At 74.1% G+C, this 16,347-nt stretch carries 15 protein-coding genes; 11 read left to right on the forward strand and 4 right to left on the reverse strand.

Annotated elements, in window-relative coordinates:
• Positions 1–28: 28 nt before the first annotated feature.
• Positions 29–811 (forward strand): enoyl-CoA hydratase/isomerase family protein, encoded by a 783-nt coding sequence (locus ABD944_RS10270; protein ID WP_345174775.1) that lies wholly within the window; start codon positions 29–31, stop codon positions 809–811.
• Here ABD944_RS10270 and ABD944_RS10275 read toward each other — a convergent pair.
• Entirely contained in the window at positions 798–1,184 is a 387-nt protein-coding gene (locus tag ABD944_RS10275; RefSeq protein WP_345174777.1) for a winged helix-turn-helix transcriptional regulator, read from the reverse strand. The two genes, ABD944_RS10270 and ABD944_RS10275, sit on opposite strands and share 14 nt — an antisense overlap.
• 82 nt (positions 1,185–1,266) lie before the next feature.
• On the opposite strand from ABD944_RS10275, the gene ABD944_RS10280 reads away from it, so the two are divergent.
• The 8 genes from ABD944_RS10280 (at position 1,267) to ABD944_RS10315 (ending at position 10,203) form a co-directional block, all read left to right on the forward strand.
• Positions 1,267–1,932: an NADPH-dependent F420 reductase gene (locus ABD944_RS10280; RefSeq protein ID WP_345174779.1), complete on the forward strand. Its 666-nt coding sequence runs from the start codon at positions 1,267–1,269 to the stop codon at positions 1,930–1,932.
• Between the two features lie 67 nt (positions 1,933–1,999).
• Entirely contained in the window at positions 2,000–2,767 is a 768-nt protein-coding gene (locus tag ABD944_RS10285) for an SDR family NAD(P)-dependent oxidoreductase (RefSeq protein ID WP_345174782.1), read from the forward strand.
• 119 nt (positions 2,768–2,886) lie between these two features.
• Positions 2,887–3,891, forward strand: coding sequence for an acyl-ACP desaturase (locus tag ABD944_RS10290; protein ID WP_345174784.1), 1,005 nt, complete (start codon positions 2,887–2,889; stop codon positions 3,889–3,891).
• A gap of 98 nt (positions 3,892–3,989) precedes the next feature.
• The gene (locus ABD944_RS10295) at positions 3,990–4,802 is read left to right on the forward strand and encodes a serine/threonine-protein kinase (RefSeq protein WP_345174786.1); all 813 of its coding nucleotides are present in this window, start codon (positions 3,990–3,992) and stop codon (positions 4,800–4,802) included.
• Between the two features lie 48 nt (positions 4,803–4,850).
• A complete protein-coding gene (locus tag ABD944_RS10300) occupies positions 4,851–6,809 on the forward strand; it encodes a serine/threonine-protein kinase (protein ID WP_345174787.1) in 1,959 nt (652 codons plus the stop codon).
• Between the two features lie 62 nt (positions 6,810–6,871).
• Positions 6,872–8,176 carry a protein kinase family protein gene (locus ABD944_RS10305; protein WP_345174790.1) on the forward strand — a complete coding sequence of 435 codons (1,305 nt, stop codon included), beginning with the start codon at positions 6,872–6,874 and terminating at the stop codon, positions 8,174–8,176.
• Positions 8,177–8,451: 275 nt separating this feature from the next.
• Complete coding sequence (locus ABD944_RS10310; RefSeq protein ID WP_345174791.1) at positions 8,452–9,231, forward strand: electron transfer flavoprotein subunit beta/FixA family protein; 780 nt, start codon at positions 8,452–8,454, stop codon at positions 9,229–9,231.
• Positions 9,232–9,252: 21 nt separating this feature from the next.
• Positions 9,253–10,203 carry an electron transfer flavoprotein subunit alpha/FixB family protein gene (locus ABD944_RS10315; protein ID WP_345174792.1) on the forward strand — a complete coding sequence of 317 codons (951 nt, stop codon included), beginning with the start codon at positions 9,253–9,255 and terminating at the stop codon, positions 10,201–10,203.
• A 48-nt stretch (positions 10,204–10,251) separates the two neighbouring features.
• Here the strand turns inward: ABD944_RS10315 and ABD944_RS10320 are convergent, their stop codons facing one another.
• From ABD944_RS10320 to ABD944_RS10330, 3 genes are all read right to left on the reverse strand, one after another.
• The gene (locus ABD944_RS10320) at positions 10,252–12,060 is read right to left on the reverse strand and encodes a serine/threonine-protein kinase (protein ID WP_345174793.1); all 1,809 of its coding nucleotides are present in this window, start codon (positions 12,058–12,060) and stop codon (positions 10,252–10,254) included.
• A gap of 48 nt (positions 12,061–12,108) precedes the next feature.
• Positions 12,109–13,332: an MFS transporter gene (locus ABD944_RS10325; protein ID WP_345174794.1), complete on the reverse strand. Its 1,224-nt coding sequence runs from the start codon at positions 13,330–13,332 to the stop codon at positions 12,109–12,111.
• Between the two features lie 178 nt (positions 13,333–13,510).
• Positions 13,511–14,032 carry a TetR/AcrR family transcriptional regulator gene (locus ABD944_RS10330; protein ID WP_345174797.1) on the reverse strand — a complete coding sequence of 174 codons (522 nt, stop codon included), beginning with the start codon at positions 14,030–14,032 and terminating at the stop codon, positions 13,511–13,513.
• Between the two features lie 143 nt (positions 14,033–14,175).
• On the opposite strand from ABD944_RS10330, the gene ABD944_RS10335 reads away from it, so the two are divergent.
• Both ABD944_RS10335 and ABD944_RS10340 read left to right on the forward strand, forming a co-directional pair.
• Positions 14,176–15,351 carry a cysteine desulfurase family protein gene (locus ABD944_RS10335; protein ID WP_345175205.1) on the forward strand — a complete coding sequence of 392 codons (1,176 nt, stop codon included), beginning with the start codon at positions 14,176–14,178 and terminating at the stop codon, positions 15,349–15,351.
• Between the two features lie 39 nt (positions 15,352–15,390).
• Positions 15,391–16,218: a DUF1206 domain-containing protein gene (locus tag ABD944_RS10340; RefSeq protein ID WP_345174799.1), complete on the forward strand. Its 828-nt coding sequence runs from the start codon at positions 15,391–15,393 to the stop codon at positions 16,216–16,218.
• Positions 16,219–16,347: the final 129 nt, after the last annotated feature.

The following is a 16,347-nucleotide window of genomic DNA, read 5'->3' on the forward strand; positions in this document are numbered from 1 at the left end:
CGCACCGAGTTGCACTGGGAGGGTCGCCGTGGGCGAGTTCGTACGGGTCGAGGTCGAGGACGGGATCGCGACGATCAGGCTGGACCGTCCGAAGATGAACGCCCTGAACGCCCAGATGCAGCGGGAGCTCATCGACGCGGCCCGGCAGGTCACGCAGGACGAGGCGGTCGGCGCGGTGGTGCTGTACGGGGGCGAGCGGGTCTTCGCCGCGGGCGCGGACATCAAGGAAATGGCCCCGATGTCGTACGCGGAGATGTCGGCGGGGCACTCGCGGCTGCTGCAGGACTTCGCCAAGGCGCTCGCCGGGATCCCCAAGCCGGTCATCGCCGCGATCACCGGGTACGCGCTCGGCGGCGGGCTGGAGGTGGCGCTGACCGCCGACTTCCGCGTCGCGGGAGAGGGCGCGAAGGTGGGCCAGCCGGAGATCCAGCTCGGCATCATCCCCGGCGCGGGCGGCACGCAGCGGCTGGCCCGGCTGGTCGGGCCGTCGAAGGCCAAGGACCTGATCTTCTCGGGACGGCACGTCGCGGCGGACGAGGCCCTCGCGATGGGCCTGGTGGACCGGGTCGTCCCCGACGACGCCGTCTACTCCGCCGCCCGGAAGTGGGCGGCGACGTTCGTCGGCGGTCCCGCGATCGCGCTGCGCGCCGCCAAGCAGGCCATCGACCGGGGGCTGGAGGCCGACCTCGACACCGGGCTGGAGATCGAGCGGACGCAGTTCGCGGCCCTTTTCGCCACCGAGGACCAGGCGGCCGGGATGAAGAGCTTCATGGAGGAGGGCCCGGGCAAGGCCACGTTCACCGGCCGCTGAGTTCACCGTCGCCGGGCGAGCGGTCCCGCGTGCCCAGCACCTCGTCGGCGTAGCGTTCGGTCCAGCGGCCGAGGGCGGCGAGGGGTTCGAGCATCCCGCGCCCGGGCGGGGTGAGCTCGTACTCGACGCGCGGGGGCGCCTCGGCGTACCGGCGGCGGACCACCAGGCCGTCGCGTTCGAGGCGGCGCAGCGTCTCGGTCAGCACCTTGTGGCTGATGCCGCCGATCCGCTCGCGCAGTTCGCCCGGACGCAGCGGGCCGTGCTGGAGCGACCACAGCACGACGCCCGTCCACGTGCCCGAGAGCACGTCGAGGCCGAGCCTCGTCTGGCAGTCGGCGATGTACTCGTATTCGTCCATGGGTTCGCCCGCCATCCTGCCCCCTCCGATACGCACCGGATGGTGCGGAACGGACCGCCTAACGTCCCGACCGACGGTAAACGAACGGGAGGACGTCATGCGGATCGGAGTGCTCGGCGCGGGCGCCATGGCGGACGCGCTCGCCACGCAGTGGGCGCGCAAGGGACATCGGGTGCGGATCGGGGCAAGAACCCCCGCGAAGGCGGTCGCGCTGGCCGGACGGATCGGGCACGGCGCGGCCGGCGGCACGCTGCGGGAGGCGGCGGAGCACGGCGACGCGGTGCTCCTCGCCGTCTGGCACGAGGGCGTCCCGGACGTCCTGCGCGAGGCGGGGCCGCTGGAGGGGCGCGTGCTGATCGACTGCACCAACCCGATGGAGCCGCCGTTCGAGCGGCTCAAGACGGCGGGCGGCCCGTCCGCGGCGCGGCGGATCGCCGACCTCAGCGGCGCGCGGGTCGTGAAGGCGTTCAACACCTGCCACGAGAGCGTGTGGCGGATGACGCCCCCGGCGTTCGGGGGGCGTCCGCTCGGAGTCCCGCTGTGCGGGGACGACGAGGAGGCCCTCGCCGCGGTGCGCGGCCTGGTGCGCGACCTCGGCTGCGTGCCGATGGACGGGGGGAGCCTGGAGCGGGCCGGGCTCCTGGAGGCCGCCACCGCGTTCATGGTGGGGCTGTGGGTGGCGGGCGAGGATCCGGCCGCCATGCTGCCGCCCCCCGAGTACGCTGGGGGCGATCCGGAGCGCACCTCCGAACTCGCGGGCTGAAACGTTATCGGTGTTTTTTGGGCGTGCTGTGGGGGTGCGCGAAGAACCGCCGATAGCATCTGCCGCCATGCGACATGCGTACCGGACCGCGCTCGTGACGGGGGCGTCCAGCGGTATCGGCGAGAGCTTCGCCCGCCTCCTGGCCGGCCGCGGCACCGACCTGGTGATCGTGGCCCGCCGGAGCGACCGGCTGGACGGGCTGGCCCGCGAGCTCGTCGAACGGTACCGGGTGGCCGTGGAGGTCGTGGCCGCCGATCTCACCGATCCCGCGCGGCGCGCCGAGGTCGAGGCGCGGCTGCGCGCCGAGCCGGTCGAACTGCTCGTCAACAACGCCGGGTACGGCGCCTTCGGAGCGTTCGCGGAACTGCCGCTCGACGACCACCTCGCGCAGATCGAGCTGAACGTGGCCGCGCTCGTGCGGCTCACCCACGCCGCCCTGCCCGGCATGATCGCGCGCGGCCGGGGCGGGGTGCTGAACGTCGCGTCGATGGCGGGGTTCGCGCCCTCGCCCGGCAGTGCGACCTACGGGGCGACGAAGGCGTACGTGGCGTCGTTCTCCGAGAGCCTGCACTCGGAGGTCTCGGGCAAGGGCGTCCACGTGACGGCGCTGTGCCCCGGCTTCACCCGCACCGACGACGACGTCCCGGCCAACCTGCTCTGGCTGCGGCGCGACGACGTGGCGCGGGCGGGGCTGGAGGCCGTGGCGACCGGACGCGCGCTGTGCGTTCCCGGCATGCAGTACAAGGCGGCGCTCCCGGCGCTCCGCCTCGTTCCGCGGCCGCTGCTCAGGGCGGCCGTGAACCGGATGTGGCAACAGGCCGCCGACACGCGGTGACGAGGCGTCATGCCGATTTCGCGCGGACCTACAAAAGTTCCCGCGCCTTGCTTGTCGCGGTGCTGACTTGACGGGGCTCGCGCCGACTCGCGACCATCGAACCTACGCTTGAGTAGGTTGTGAACGGCCTGCTGGGCGCCCGCAAAGACGACCTCGTCCAGCGAAGGAACCGCATGTCCGTGACCCCCGAAGAGAAGTCCCAGACCGGCCTCATGCTCGACCTCGAGCCGGTGGTCGAGCAGGAGCTGAACCGGCACCTGTCCATGGCCAAGGAATGGTTCCCGCACCAGTACGTCCCGTGGAGCGAGGGCCGCGACTTCGACGGGCCGCTGGGCGGCGAGCCGTGGTCCATCGAGCAGTCGAAGGTGACTCCCGAGGCGCGCGACTCCCTGATCGTCAACCTCCTCACCGAGGACAACCTGCCCGGCTACCACCGCGCCATCGCCACCGTCTTCGGCCGCGACGGCGCCTGGGGCACGTGGGTGAACCGCTGGACGGCCGAGGAGAACCGGCACGGCATCGCCCTGCGCGACTACCTCACCGTGAGCCGCGCGGTCGACCCGATCGCGCTGGAGCGCGCCCGCATGCACCACATGGAGGCGGGCTACGAGGCCGACCACGGCGACTCGTTCCTGCACGGGACGGCGTACGTGTCGTTCCAGGAGCTCGCGACCCGCGTGTCGCACCGCAACACCGGCAAGGCGTCCGGCGACCCCGTCTGCGAGCAGATGATGACGCGCATCGCCGCCGACGAGAACCTCCACATGATCTTTTACCGGAACCTGATGGGCGCCGCGCTGGAGGCCTCCCCGAACGAGACGATGCGGGCGATCACCGACGTCGTGACGACGTTCCAGATGCCCGGCCACAGCATCGACGGCTTCCTGCGCAAGTCGGTCGTCATCGCCAACGCCGGCATCTACGACCTGCGGCTCCACCACGACGACGTGCTCGTCCCGGTGCTGCGCAAGTGGGGCGTCTTCGACCGCACCGACCTGACGGGCGACGGCGAGAAGGCCCGCGAGGAGCTCGCCGAGTTCCTGGAGCAGCTCGACGCCGCCGCCACCAAGTTCGAGACCCGCCGCGAGGAGCGCCGGGCCCGCCAGGCGGCGCGCAAGGGCTAGCCGGCCCGCGAGGCGGACCCGCGGGAACCCGGGTGACCTGAACCGGACTCGCGCGGACGCCGGGAACCCGGAGGGCGTTTTCTGGCGTCAAAGGGTGCATGGGGACGCACAGGAGACTGGGCGGGTACCGGTTGCTGGGCGAGATCGGCCGGGGGAGCACGGCGGTGGTCCACCTGGCCATGGACGCCGCCGGCCGGGAGGTCGCGGTCAAGGAGCTCGTTCCGGAGCTCGCGGGGGAGCCGGAGGCGATCAGCCGGCTGGCGCGGGAGATGCGGGCGCAGGCGCGGGTGCGCAGCGCCCACGTCGCCCGCCTGCTGGACGGGGCGGTCTCGGCGCCGAGGCCGCACGTGGTCATGCAGTACGTGCCGGGGTGCCCGCTGAACGACCTCGTCCCGGCGTACGGGCCGCTGCGCGGCGACCGGCTCGTCCGGTTCGCGCGGCGGCTGGCGCTGGCGCTCGGGGACGTCCACGACGCGGGCGTGCTGCACCGCGACGTGTCGCCCGGCAACGTCATCGTGCTGGGCGACCGCCCGACGCTGATCGACTTCGGGATCGCGCACGAGTCCGGCGCGGAGCAGATCACCAGGCGCGGCATGGTCGTGGGGACGCCCGCCTACCTGGCGCCCGAGCTGATCGAGGGGGAGCGCGCCACCGCCGCGTCGGACGTGTTCTCGTGGGCGTCGACCGTGGCCTACGCGGCGACGGGCCGCCCGCCGTTCGGGCGCGGGTCGCTGCAGGGGGTGTGCTTCCGGATCCTGCGCGGCCAGGCCGACATCGACGGCGCGCCCGAGCCGCTGGCGGGGCTGCTGCGGGCGGCGTTCCGCCGCGACCCCGCGCAGCGTCCCTCCGCGCGCTGGTTCGCCGGGGCGCTGGCCGCGGCGGCCGAGGGCCACGGGGTGGTGGCGGCCTGATGGCTGGATCTCCCCGGCAGGATGGGCAAGGGTAGGGTTTCGGAAACGATGAGGGGAGCCGTCACGTCCGGGGACCGAATCGGCCACTACAGCGTCCAGCGAACCCTGGGGGAAGGGGGGATGGGCGTCGTCTACCTCGGCGCCGACCCCGAGGGGCGCAACGTGGCCATCAAGGTGCTGCGGCCTGCGGTCGCCGGGGACGCCACGGCGCGTCGCCGGCTGGCCCGCGAGGTCGACTCGATGCGCAGGGTCCACAGCCCGCACGTCGCGGAGATCCTCGACGCCGACGTGACCGCCGACCAGCCCTACATCGTGACCCAGTACGTGCCCGGCCGGACGCTGGAGGAGATCGTCGAGGAGTCCGGCCCGATCTACGGGCCGGCGCTGCAGCGGCTCGGCGTGGGGCTGGCGTCGGCGCTGTCGGCGATCCACGGCGCCGGGATCGTGCACCGCGACATGAAGCCCGGCAACGTGATGCTCGTGGACGGCGAGCCCGTCGTGATCGACTTCGGCATCGCGCAGGCCGCCGACGCGACCCGGCTGACCGCGACCGGCATGGTCATCGGCACCCCCGGCTACCTCGCCCCGGAGATCATCGAGGGTGAGGACGCGGGCCCGCCGTCGGACGTGCACGCCTGGGGCGGGACGGTCGCCTACGCCGCGACCGGCCGCCCGCCCTTCGGCTCCGGCACCTTCGAATCGATCTTCTACAAGATCATGCAGAGCACGCCCGATCTGGACGGCGTGCCCGAGGCGATGCTGCCCGTGCTGCGGTCGGCGATGGCGCGGCACCCGGCCGAGCGGCCGACGGCCGTCAACCTGGTGCAGCTCACGCGCCGCATCCATCTCGAAGCCACCATCACCGACCAGACGCGCGTCGACCGGCACTACCCGGCGGCCGGGGCCGCCGGCGCGGCGGGTGCGGCCGGTGCGCCGGGCGGGCCGGGGCAGCCGGGGCCGGAGGAGACGGCCGCCGACCACTCCCGGCAGTTCTCCATGCCGGCGCCGCAGGACCCGCCGTCGTCCGGGACGTCGTCGGCGTCGCCCGGGATGCCGGTCCCGGCGCCCGCACCCGTCCCGACGCCCGCGCCCGTCCCGGCGCAGCCGAAGGACTTCGTCGGCCAGCTGCCGCCCGCGGCGCCGCCGCCCGTCCCGCCGCCCGGCCCCGCGCCGTTCAAGGCGGGGGAGCAGTACGGGCAGCGCGGCTACGGGCCGCCCGCCCCCTACGACCAGGGCCCCTACCAGGGCGGGTATCCGCCGCCGCAGTACGGGCCCCCGCCGAACCAGCCGCCGCAGGGCGCGCTCCAGCGCGGCCCGTACGAGCCGGAGGCGCGGCAGCGCCCCGACCAGGCCCGTCCCGACCGCGCCGACGGGTCCGAGCGCGACAAGGAGCGGCGCAAGCCCTACGGCTGGTACCGGGTGCTCAGCTTCATCGTCCTGGTGGCGCTGCTGGGGTTCGCCCACATCGCGCCGCTGCTCGCCCTCGGCGTCACCGTCGCCGGCGTGTTCGTCCTGCGGGCGGGCGACAAGGCGGCCAAGGGCATGGAGGGCCGGCAGACGCGGCGGGGCCCGCGCTCGGGCGACGCCGTCGCGGCCGCGTTCCGGACGCCGCTGCACCTTCCCGGCGCGCTGATGTCGACCGTGCTGTGGACGTCGCTCAGCGGCCTCGCGGGGCTGATCTTTCTCGGTGTGCTGATCTTCGCCGATCCGGCGATGACCGCCTCCCGGGCCATCGCCTACGCGGCGATGGCCGTGATCGGGCTGCTCTGCCTCGCGCCGGGCAGCGGCGCGCCCCGCCGCCAGCTGGCCCGCATCTGGGGAGCGGTGCTGCCGCGCGCCGAGGCCGCCCTCGTCGGGGCCCTCATCCTCGGGATCTTCGCCGCGGTGCTGGTCGGGCTGTCGCAGCGGCAGCCGCCCGACACCACGCCGGTGGACGGGATGAGCCAGGATCTGGAGAGCCTGCGCGCCGACGTCCACGACCTCGTGGCGAGCATCCCCGGGACGTGACGCGCGGCGCCCCCGGCGACGGGGGCGCGTCCCCTCTCCGGTCGATAGGGTGGCGACCCATTATGAGCGGTGAGACGAGCCACCAGGCGCACATCGGTCCGTACAGGCTGCTGTCCAGGCTGGGCGGCGGAACCGGCGACGTCCACCGCGCCGCGGGCCCCGACGGCCGCGACGTGGCGATCCGGCTCCTGCCGCCGGGCGCCGCGCCCGACGTCCCGCGGATGCGCGAGGTGCTCAGCCCCTACGTGGCGGACGTCCTGGACGGCGAGGCCGCCGGTCCGCGCCCCTACGTGGTGTTCCGGTTCGTCCCCGGGCGTCCGCTCGCCGAGACGGTCGCCGGGCAGGGGCCGATGGCGGGGGACGCGCTGCGCCGCATGGCCTTCGGGCTCGCCAAGGCTCTCGCCGCCATCCACCTGGCCGGCCTCGCGCACGGCGAGCTGGGGCCGGGAACGGTGCTGGTGGTGGACGACGCGCCGGTCGTCGTCGACTTCGCGTTGACCCCCGGCGCCGGCGCCGCGGACGACGTCCGCGCGTGGGCGGCCACGGTGGCGTTCGCCGCCACCGGCCGTCCGGACGCGCCCGCCGAGGCGCTGCCCGCCGATCTGCGCCCGCTGGTGGCGGCCGCCTCGCATCCCGACCCGGCCGCCCGCCCGTCGGCGGCCGAGTTGGCGGAGGCGGCGTCCCGCCTGAAGCTTCCGGCGGCCGCCGCCCGTCCCGCCGCCGAGGCGCTGGCGCCGGAGGTCCCGGCCCCGGCTCCGGCGGACGTCCCGACCGCGTCCCCCGCCGGGACAGGGGAGACGGCGGCGCACGAGGCGGCGGCGCACGACATGGCGGTGACGCAGGGCTGGGCGCGGCTGCTCGCGGCCCTGGTCGTGGTCGCCGGCGTCGGGGTCGTGATCATGCTGCCGATCGCGGGTCTCGTCCTGACGCTGGCCGCGGTGACGCTGCTGCGGGTGGCGGGCACGACGGCGCGCGGCTGGGCGTGGGCGGTCGGGCGGACGCTGCTGACCGTCCCCTACGCGGCGGTGTTCACGGTCGCCGTCCCGCTCGGGCTCGCCGCGGTGTCGGCGGTCGGCGGGAAGCTCGACTCGCTGACGTCCTGCGCGTTCGGCGCGGGGGCGGGGGCCGCCGTGCTGTGGACGGCGCCGGGCGTCAGCGCTCCGCGGCGCCAGCTGGAGCGGATGTTCCTGCCGGTGGCGCGGCGGCCGCGCGCGGTCGCCGCCGCGGTCGTGGGCCTCGGCGTGCTGTGCCTGCTCGTCGGCGTCGGCGCGATGACGCTGACGCCGAGCTTCTCCCCGACCTACGGCCTGCAGCGGACGCTGGAGAGCTCGATGGACCGCCTCCAGCACGCCGTCAACGGGGTGTGAGGCATGATGTCCGTCACGTCCGGTTCGGGACGCCGCATGCACCGCAAACCCGCCGCACACGTGGGTAAGGTCTCACGAACTGGGATTTGCCAGTAGGCTACCGACGAGTAACATTGTCGTGCACGGCCGAACCGGGGACCCGACTCCGAAGCACGTTCGGGTGTTTGGCAGGCTGTGACTGCGAAAGCGCATGTCCGCGTCGACCCGCCATGGGCGGCGCCCCTCTGCCGCTTACCTCAGCGGCCAACTGAGTGCAGGGAGGTCGGCCACCGGCCATGAACATCGTCGTCCTGGTGAAGCAGGTTCCCGATACGGAGAGCCCGCGCAAGCTGAAGTCCGATGACAGCACGCTCGACCGCGCCGCGGCGGACGGAGTCATCAACGAACTCTGCGAGTACGCCATCGAAGAGGCGCTGCGCATCAAGGAGGCCCACGGCGGCGAGGTGACCGTCCTCACCATGGGTCCCGACAAGGCCACCGACTCCATCCGCAAGGCGCTGGCGATGGGCGCCGACAAGGCCGTCCACCTCCTCGACGACGGCCTCGCGGGCTCCGACGCGCTGCAGACCTCGTACGCGCTGGAGCAGGCGCTCGGACGCACCGGGTTCGACCTGGTCGTCCTCGGCGCGGAGTCCACCGACGCGCGCACCGGCATGATCGCCGCGATGCTCGCCGAGCGCCTCGGCGTCCCGCAGCTCTCGCTCGCCAACAAGGTCGAGATCGACGGGACGTCCATCAAGGTGCAGCGGCAGACCGACTACGGCTTCGACCGGGTCGAGGCGAGCCTGCCCGCGGTCGTGTCCGTGGTGGAGAAGATCAACGAGCCGCGCTACCCCTCGTTCAAGGGGATCATGGCGGCCAAGAAGAAGCCGGTCGAGACGCTCGGTCTCGGCGACGCCGGCATCGACGCGTCGCGGGTCGGCCTGGCGAACGCCGCGACCGAGGTGGTCGACTTCGCCGAGGCGCCGCCGCGCGCGAAGGGCGAGATCGTCACCGACGAGGGCGACGGCGGTGCGAAGATCGCCGAGTTCCTCGCGTCGAAGAAGTTCGTCTGACCGAGGAAGGGGATTGCAACCATGGCCGAGATTCTCGTCCTCGTCGACCACGTCGACGGTGAGGTCAAGAAGGTCACGCTCGAACTGCTGACGCTGGCGAACCGGCTCGGCGAGGCCGCCGCCGTATGGGTCGGCCCGGGCTACGAGAACGCCAAGGACAGGCTCGCCGAGTACGGCGCCGGCAAGGTCTACGTGGCCGCCGACGAGGAGCTGGCCTCCTATGTCGTCGCCCCGAAGGCCGCGCTGCTGGCCCAGCTCGTCAGCGAGAAGTCCCCGGCCGCGGTGCTGGTGGCCGCGACCGGCGAGGGCAAGGAGATCGCGGGCCGCCTCGCCGTCAAGACCGGCTCCGGCGTGCTCACCGACGTCGTGGACGTCGCCGACGGCTTCGTCGGCGAGCACTCCATCTTCGGCGGCGCGATCATCGCGCACGCCAGGGTGCGGACGGGCACGCCGATCATCGCGGTGCGGCCGAACTCCGTCGCCCCCGAGGCGGCCCCGGCCACCCCGGCCGAGGAGCAGGTGTCGGTCACGCTCTCGGACGCCGACAAGGGCGCCAAGATCGTGGAGAAGGTCGTCCAGGAGAAGGGCGAGCGCCCGGACCTGACCGAGGCCGCGATCGTGGTCTCCGGCGGCCGCGGCGTCGGCGGCGCCGAGAACTTCAAGATCATCGAGGGGCTGGCCGACTCGCTCGGCGCGGCCGTCGGCGCCTCCCGCGCCGCGACCGACGCCGGCTGGTACCCGCACTCGTTCCAGGTCGGCCAGACCGGCAAGACGGTGTCGCCGCAGCTGTACATCGCGGTCGGCATCTCCGGCGCCATCCAGCACCGGGCCGGCATGCAGACCTCGAAGACCATCGTCGCGGTCAACAAGGACCCCGAGGCGCCGATCTTCGAGCTGGTCGACTACGGCGTGGTGGGCGACCTGTTCCAGGTCGCGCCGCAGCTCACCGAGGAGATCAGCAAGCGCAAGTGATCTCGCGCGGACGGCCCGGCGACGCTCGCGTCGCCGGGCCGCCGTCGTTCAGGAGCGCTTGGGCGACGGGTACGGAACCGCCTTGAGCAGCGCGGGCTTCAGGATGTCGTTGACCTCGGCGTAGGGGAGCACGTTGTCGAGCTGCCCGCACGCCGACTCGTATCCCAGGGTCGAGAGGTAGAAGGCCACGCGCAGCCCCGTCGGGGTGAGGGCCATGGTGACCTCGCCGGACCCGACGAACGCGGACGGGTTGTCGGTGCCCTGCGGCAGGCCCGCGCCGCCCGTCTGGCCTCTGCCGCAGTAGGCGCCGCCGGGCTGGCGGGCCTTGATCCTGCCGTCCAGCGGCTTCAGGCCCTGGCCGCTCGGGACGCGGAACAGGTCGGTCGGCCGGTAGGAGGCGCCGGTCCGCAGGTCGACGGTCGCCGCCTGGGACTGGTCCCAGCCCGTCCCGCGCTCGCCGCGCAGCTCGACCTTGTACCAGACCGACAGCAGCCGGTCGCCGCGCAGGAGGATCGCCGGCGTCACGACATCGGTGTAGGCGCCGCGGCCGATGTCCTTCAAGCCGTTGCGGGTCTTCGCCCAGCGCCGTTCGAGCGGCGCCCGCAGCGCCTGGTTGATCTTCCGGTTGAGCGCGGCGTCCCCGCCCGTGACGCGCACGACCCGGCCCTGCGCCTGGAACGTCATCCCGCCGCCGAGTTCCTGCCGCGGCTCGCTGAGCGCCACCAGCCGCGCGACGATCGGCTTGGGCGCCTCCTGCGCCGTGGCGACGTAGACCGCCGCGCCGCCGCCCACGGCCACGGCCGCGGCGCCGCCCGCGACGGCCGCCGTGCCCTTCACGCCGAGCGTGCCGATGACGCCCTTGCCCGCCGCGCCCGCCGCTCCGGCTCCGCCCGTCCCCGCGGCGCCCCCCGACCCGGCGACCCCGGCGGCCCCGGCGGTGCCCGCGGCCCCGGCAGCGCCCGCCGAGGCGCCGTCGTCGCCGAGGCCGAGCGCGGTCATGGGGAACAGCACCGACAGCGCGGCGGCGGCGCCCGCGAGCGTGCGGATGCCGCGTCCCTCCCAGTCGGTCCCGTACGCGCCCGCCGCGACCGACTCCAGTTCGGAGACGAACGCGGCGGCGCCCGGCGGACGGTCCCACGGGTTCTTCGCCAGCCCGCGCTCGATCAGCGGGCGGAGCGGCCCGGGGACGTCCCCCACCGGGATCGGGGCCGTGAGGTGGCGGCCCATCAGCCCGGCCGGGTTCCCGGCGGTGTACGGGCGGTGTCCCGTCACGCACTCGTAGAACACGCACGCCGCCGCGTACACGTCGGTCGCGGGGGAGGCGGGCTCGTCCCGCCACTGCTCGGGGGCCATGTAGACCGGCGTCCCCGACCGCCCGGACGCGCCCGCGTCCACCGCGATGCCGAAGTCGATCAGCTTGCTCAGCCCGTCGCCGCGCACGATCACGTTCGCGGGCTTGTAGTCGCGGTGGACGATGCCGAGGCCGTGCGCGGCGGCGAGGCCCAGCAGCGAGCCCTTGAGCACCGCCAGGGCGGCCTCGGGCGCCAGCGGCCCCCGCTCGGCGAGCACCGACTTCAGCGGCGCCCCGTCCACCGCCTCCATGACGATCGCCGCGCCGTCCGGCGTCTCGACGAGACCGAACAGCTGGGCGACGTACGGGTTGCGCAGCCGGCTGAGCAGGTCGGCCTCGCCGCGGAACCGTTCGCGGAACTCCGCGTCACCGGCGAGGGCCGGCGCCAGGTACTTGATCGCCGCTGGACGCCCCGTCGCGTCGTGCCGCGCGAGCACGACGCGACCCTGCGCGCCCTCGCCGAGAACGCGCATCTCGCTGTAGCCGGGAACCCGCCATCCGTCCATACCGCCCCCACACACCCGTCGTGGAAGGGGTTATATCGGATGTGGGCCTCAGGCGGCGACGGGTTCCGGCCGGGAGTCGCCCGCCGCCGGAGCCTGCGCCGGGGGCTCGGCCGGGGCGGGGACGGAGATGTCCGCGGTCGCGCGCAGCGGCGCGTACCGGGCGCCCGCCGCGATCAGCAGCGCCAGCACGACGACCACGCCGACGCCGACGCGCAGGGACGTCGCCTCCGACAGGAAGCCGACCACGACCGGCCCGAGCAGCAGGCCGCCGTAGCCCATCGCGCCGACCTGGGCGACGGCCGCGCCGGGACGGTCCGGAGCGGCGGAGCCCGCCAGCGAGATCGTCGTCGGGACGACCGTGCAGACCACGAGCCCGGTCAGGAAGAACCCGGCGATCGCCACCGCGGGGACCGGGGCCAGCACGACGACGGTCATGCCGGCGGCGGTCCCGAGGCCGGCCCCGACCAGCAGCCGGCGGGTGCCGACCCGCATCCGGACGCGGTCGCCGACGAGCCGCCCGAGCAGCATCGCCAGCTCGAACATCGGGTAGCCGGCCGCGGCCACGGCCTCGGTCGCGCCGAGCTCGTCGTGCAGCAGCAGCCCGCTCCAGTCGGCGATCGACCCCTCGGTCATGAAGGCGATGAACGCGAGGACGCCGATCAGGTAGACGGCGGGGGGCATCCGGCGCGCCCCGCGTCCCGTCCCGGACGCGGCGGGCGCGGCGGGGTCGGGCAGGTAGGTGCGGCCGAGCGCGAGCCCGGCGGGCACCGAAAGCACCGCGGTGACCAGCACGGTCTCGGTGAACCCGAAACCGGCGGCGGCGGTCGCGACGCCGAACAGGCCGCCGCTCATCGCGCCGACGCACCAGCCGGCGTGCATGCCGCTCATGACGGACCGGCGGTACGCCTGCTCGACGACGCTGCCCTGCGCGTTCATCGCGATGTCGGTGATCCCGAACGTCATGCCGAACAGCGCGACGGCGCCGAGGAGCACGCCGTAGGTGGGGGCGAGCGCCACCGCCGCGTACGACAGGCCCGTCAGCGGCAGGGCGATCCGCAGGACGGCGCGGCTGCCGGCCCGCGCCATCACGCCGCGCAGCGCCTGCATGGCCGCGATCGCGCCGAGCCCCCAGACGAGGACGACGATGCCGATCTCGCCCTCGTTCGTCCCGAACTTGCCGGCCAGCGCGGGCATGCGCGCCACCCACACTCCGGTCAGCAGACCGGCCAGTGCGAAGGTCAGGAACGTCCCCGAACGGGCACGGAACAGCATTGTTCACCTCTTTCTCGTCTCGGCGGGGCGCACCCCGGCGTGTGGCATGCGGCGTCCGCGACGTGCGCCGTCGCGGGACGGGCGCCGTCGTGTGACATAGGTCATGGAACGCTCCAAACCCGTGTGGGCCCGGAACGTCCGGAAGGTCGGGCGGGGCGCGGGCGGCGCGCCCCCGGCGTCAGCGCTCCAGCAACCCCAGAAGCCGCTGTTTCAGCGCTCTGAGCTGCTCGGCGTCATACAGCCCGGGATCATGGCTGACCACCTCCCAGAGGCCCTCGGCCGCCAGCCTGACGACCGCCGCGTCGCCCGGGTCGGGATCGTCCGCCGGGTCGTGGCCGTGCCAGCGGCGCATCGCCTCGTTCAGCGGCTCGGCCTGCTCGGGGTCGGCGGCCGCGGCCGTGATGGCCGACCACCGCCGGTAGGCGCGGGCCTCACCGGTGAGGATCTCGAACGTGGCCTCGACGTAGGCCCGGGTGTAGGACCCCGGCGTGCCGTCGTCGTAGGAGGCGATCAGGCCGTCGAACTCCTCGATGACCCGCGCCACCATGGCCCGGACGAGCGCCTCCTTGGTGGGGAAGTGGTAGAGCAGCCCTCCCTTGCTGACGCCGGCGCGGTCGGCGACCGCGCTGAGGGTCAGCGCCTGCGTCCCCTGCTCGAAGAGCACGGACTCGGCTGCGTCCAAGAGGGCTTCCCGTTTCATGACGTCCTTACTGTACCGGCTGGACGGTATACGGGCCAACCGGGGGCGGGCGCCCGCTATTCCCCCTGTCGAGGCCCGGCTTCCGGCCGTCGCACCGGGCACCGGAAGGGAACAGGAAGGGCGCGGATACTGTTGTCCGCGTGGTGACCTACCTCGACCATGCGGCGACCACCCCGATGCTGCCCGAGGCCATCGAGGCGATGACGGCGGAGTTGCGCGAGCTCGGCAATCCCTCCTCGCTGCACGCCGCGGGCCGGCGCGCCCGGCGCGTCGTCGAGGAGTCCCGCGAGCTCATCGCCGAGGCGTTCGGCGCCCGTCCGAGCGAGGTCGTGTTCACCTCCGGCGGCACCGAGGCCGACAACCTCGCCGTCAAGGGGATCTACTGGGCGCGCCGCGCCGCCGACCCGGCCCGCACCCGCGTGCTCGTCGGCGCCGTCGAGCACCACGCGGTCCTGGACGCGGTCCAGTGGCTCGCCGACCACGAGGGCGCCCGCGTCGACGTCGTCCCGGTGGACGGGCTCGGCCGCGTCGCTCCGGACGCGCTGCGCGAACTGCTCGGCTCCGGCGACGACGTGGCCCTCGCCACCGTGATGTGGGCCAACAACGAGGTCGGCACCGTCCAGCCCGTCGCCGAACTGGCCGCCGCCGCCGGCGAGCGCGGCGTCCCCCTGCACACCGACGCCGTCCAGGCCGCCGGGCAGCTGCCCGTCGGGTTCGCGGCGAGCGGCGCGCAGGCCCTGACCATCACCGGCCACAAGCTCGGCGGCCCGATCGGCGTCGGCGCGCTGCTGCTGGCCAAGCCGAAGCCGCCGGTGTTCCTCGACCCGGTGCCGCTGCTGCACGGCGGCGGCCAGGAGCGCGACGTCCGGTCCGGGACGCTCGACGCCCCCGCCATCGCGGGCTTCGCCGCCGCCGTCCGGGCCGCGGTCGCCCGCCGCGAAGCCGAGGCGGCCCGCCTCGCCGGGCTGCGCGACGAGCTGATCGCCGCCGTCCGGGACGCGGTCCCCGAGGCGGTGCTGAACGGCGACCCCGACGACCGCCTCCCCGGCAACGCGCACTTCTCCTTCCCCGGCTGCGAGGGCGACGCCCTGCTCATGCTCCTGGACGCGCGCGGCATCGCCTGCTCCACCGGATCGGCCTGCTCGGCGGGCGTCTCCCAGCCCAGCCATGTCCTGGTCGCCATGGACGCGGGCGCCGAGCGGGCCCGAGGGTCGCTGCGGTTCTCCCTCGGCCACACCAGCACCGAGGCCGACGTGAAGGCCCTCGCCGACGCCATCGGCCCGGTCGTCGAGCGCGCCCGCCGCGCGGGCCTCAGCTGACGCTGGTTTGACCTCCCCTTGAACGGGGACAGCGTGGCCGTGACGACGGATGTGAGCCGCGGGCTCAAGCAGGCGGCGGGACACCCTTGGTTCCACCACATGTCCCGGGTGGGGCTGGTCGCGCGCGGCCTGCTCTACCTCCTCATCGGCTGGCTGGCCCTCCAGGTCGCCTTCGGCGGCGGCGGGAAGGAGGCCGACCGCACGGGCGCGCTGGAGACCATCGCCGGCAAACCGGGCGGCCTCGTCCTCATCGCGCTGATGGCGGTCGGCTTCGCCGCGCTCGTCCTCTGGCAGATCGCGGAGGCCCTGCTCGGCCGTCCCGTCCCGGACGGCGACAAGGCGACCAAGCGCCTGATGTCGGCCGCACGCGCGGTCATCTACGCGGTCGCGTTCGTCGGGACCCTCGCGTTCCTCTTCGGCCACCACGGCTCGTCGAGCGACAAGCAGTCCAAGACCTACACCGCGCGGCTCATGGAGGCGCCCGGCGGCCGCTGGCTCGTCCTGGCGGTCGCGGTGGGCTTCCTCGTCGTGGGCGCGGTCATGGTCGTGAACGCCTTCCGGCACAAGTTCATGAAGGAACTCAAGTCCTGGGAGATGGGCAGGACCGCACGCCGCGTCGTCAAGCCCCTCGCGATCGTCGGCAACACCGCCCGCGGTCTCGTCGTCGCCGCCGTCGGCGCCTTCCTCGCCTACGCGGCCGTCAGCTTCCAGCCCGACAAGGCCCAGGGCCTGGACGGCACCCTCCGCGAGTTCGCCTCGACCCCCGCCGGCCCCTGGGGCCTGGCCGCCATCGCCCTCGGCGTCATCACCTTCGGCCTCTACAACTTCTGCGAAGCCCGCTACCGCAAAGTTGACGCGAGTAACTAACCTCCGGGCTCGAACGCCGGCCCTCAGGTTCGAACGTCGACCCCAGGCTCGAACCTCAGCTTCCGGTCACGGGCAGGCGCGTGGAGCGAGCGCAGCGAGCGCAACGCGCATGCCCGTCGAGCCGGGCGA

Origin of the sequence: Actinomadura verrucosospora, assembly GCF_039540335.1 — a bacterium.
GTDB lineage: Bacteria > Actinomycetota > Actinomycetes > Streptosporangiales > Streptosporangiaceae > Spirillospora > Spirillospora verrucosospora.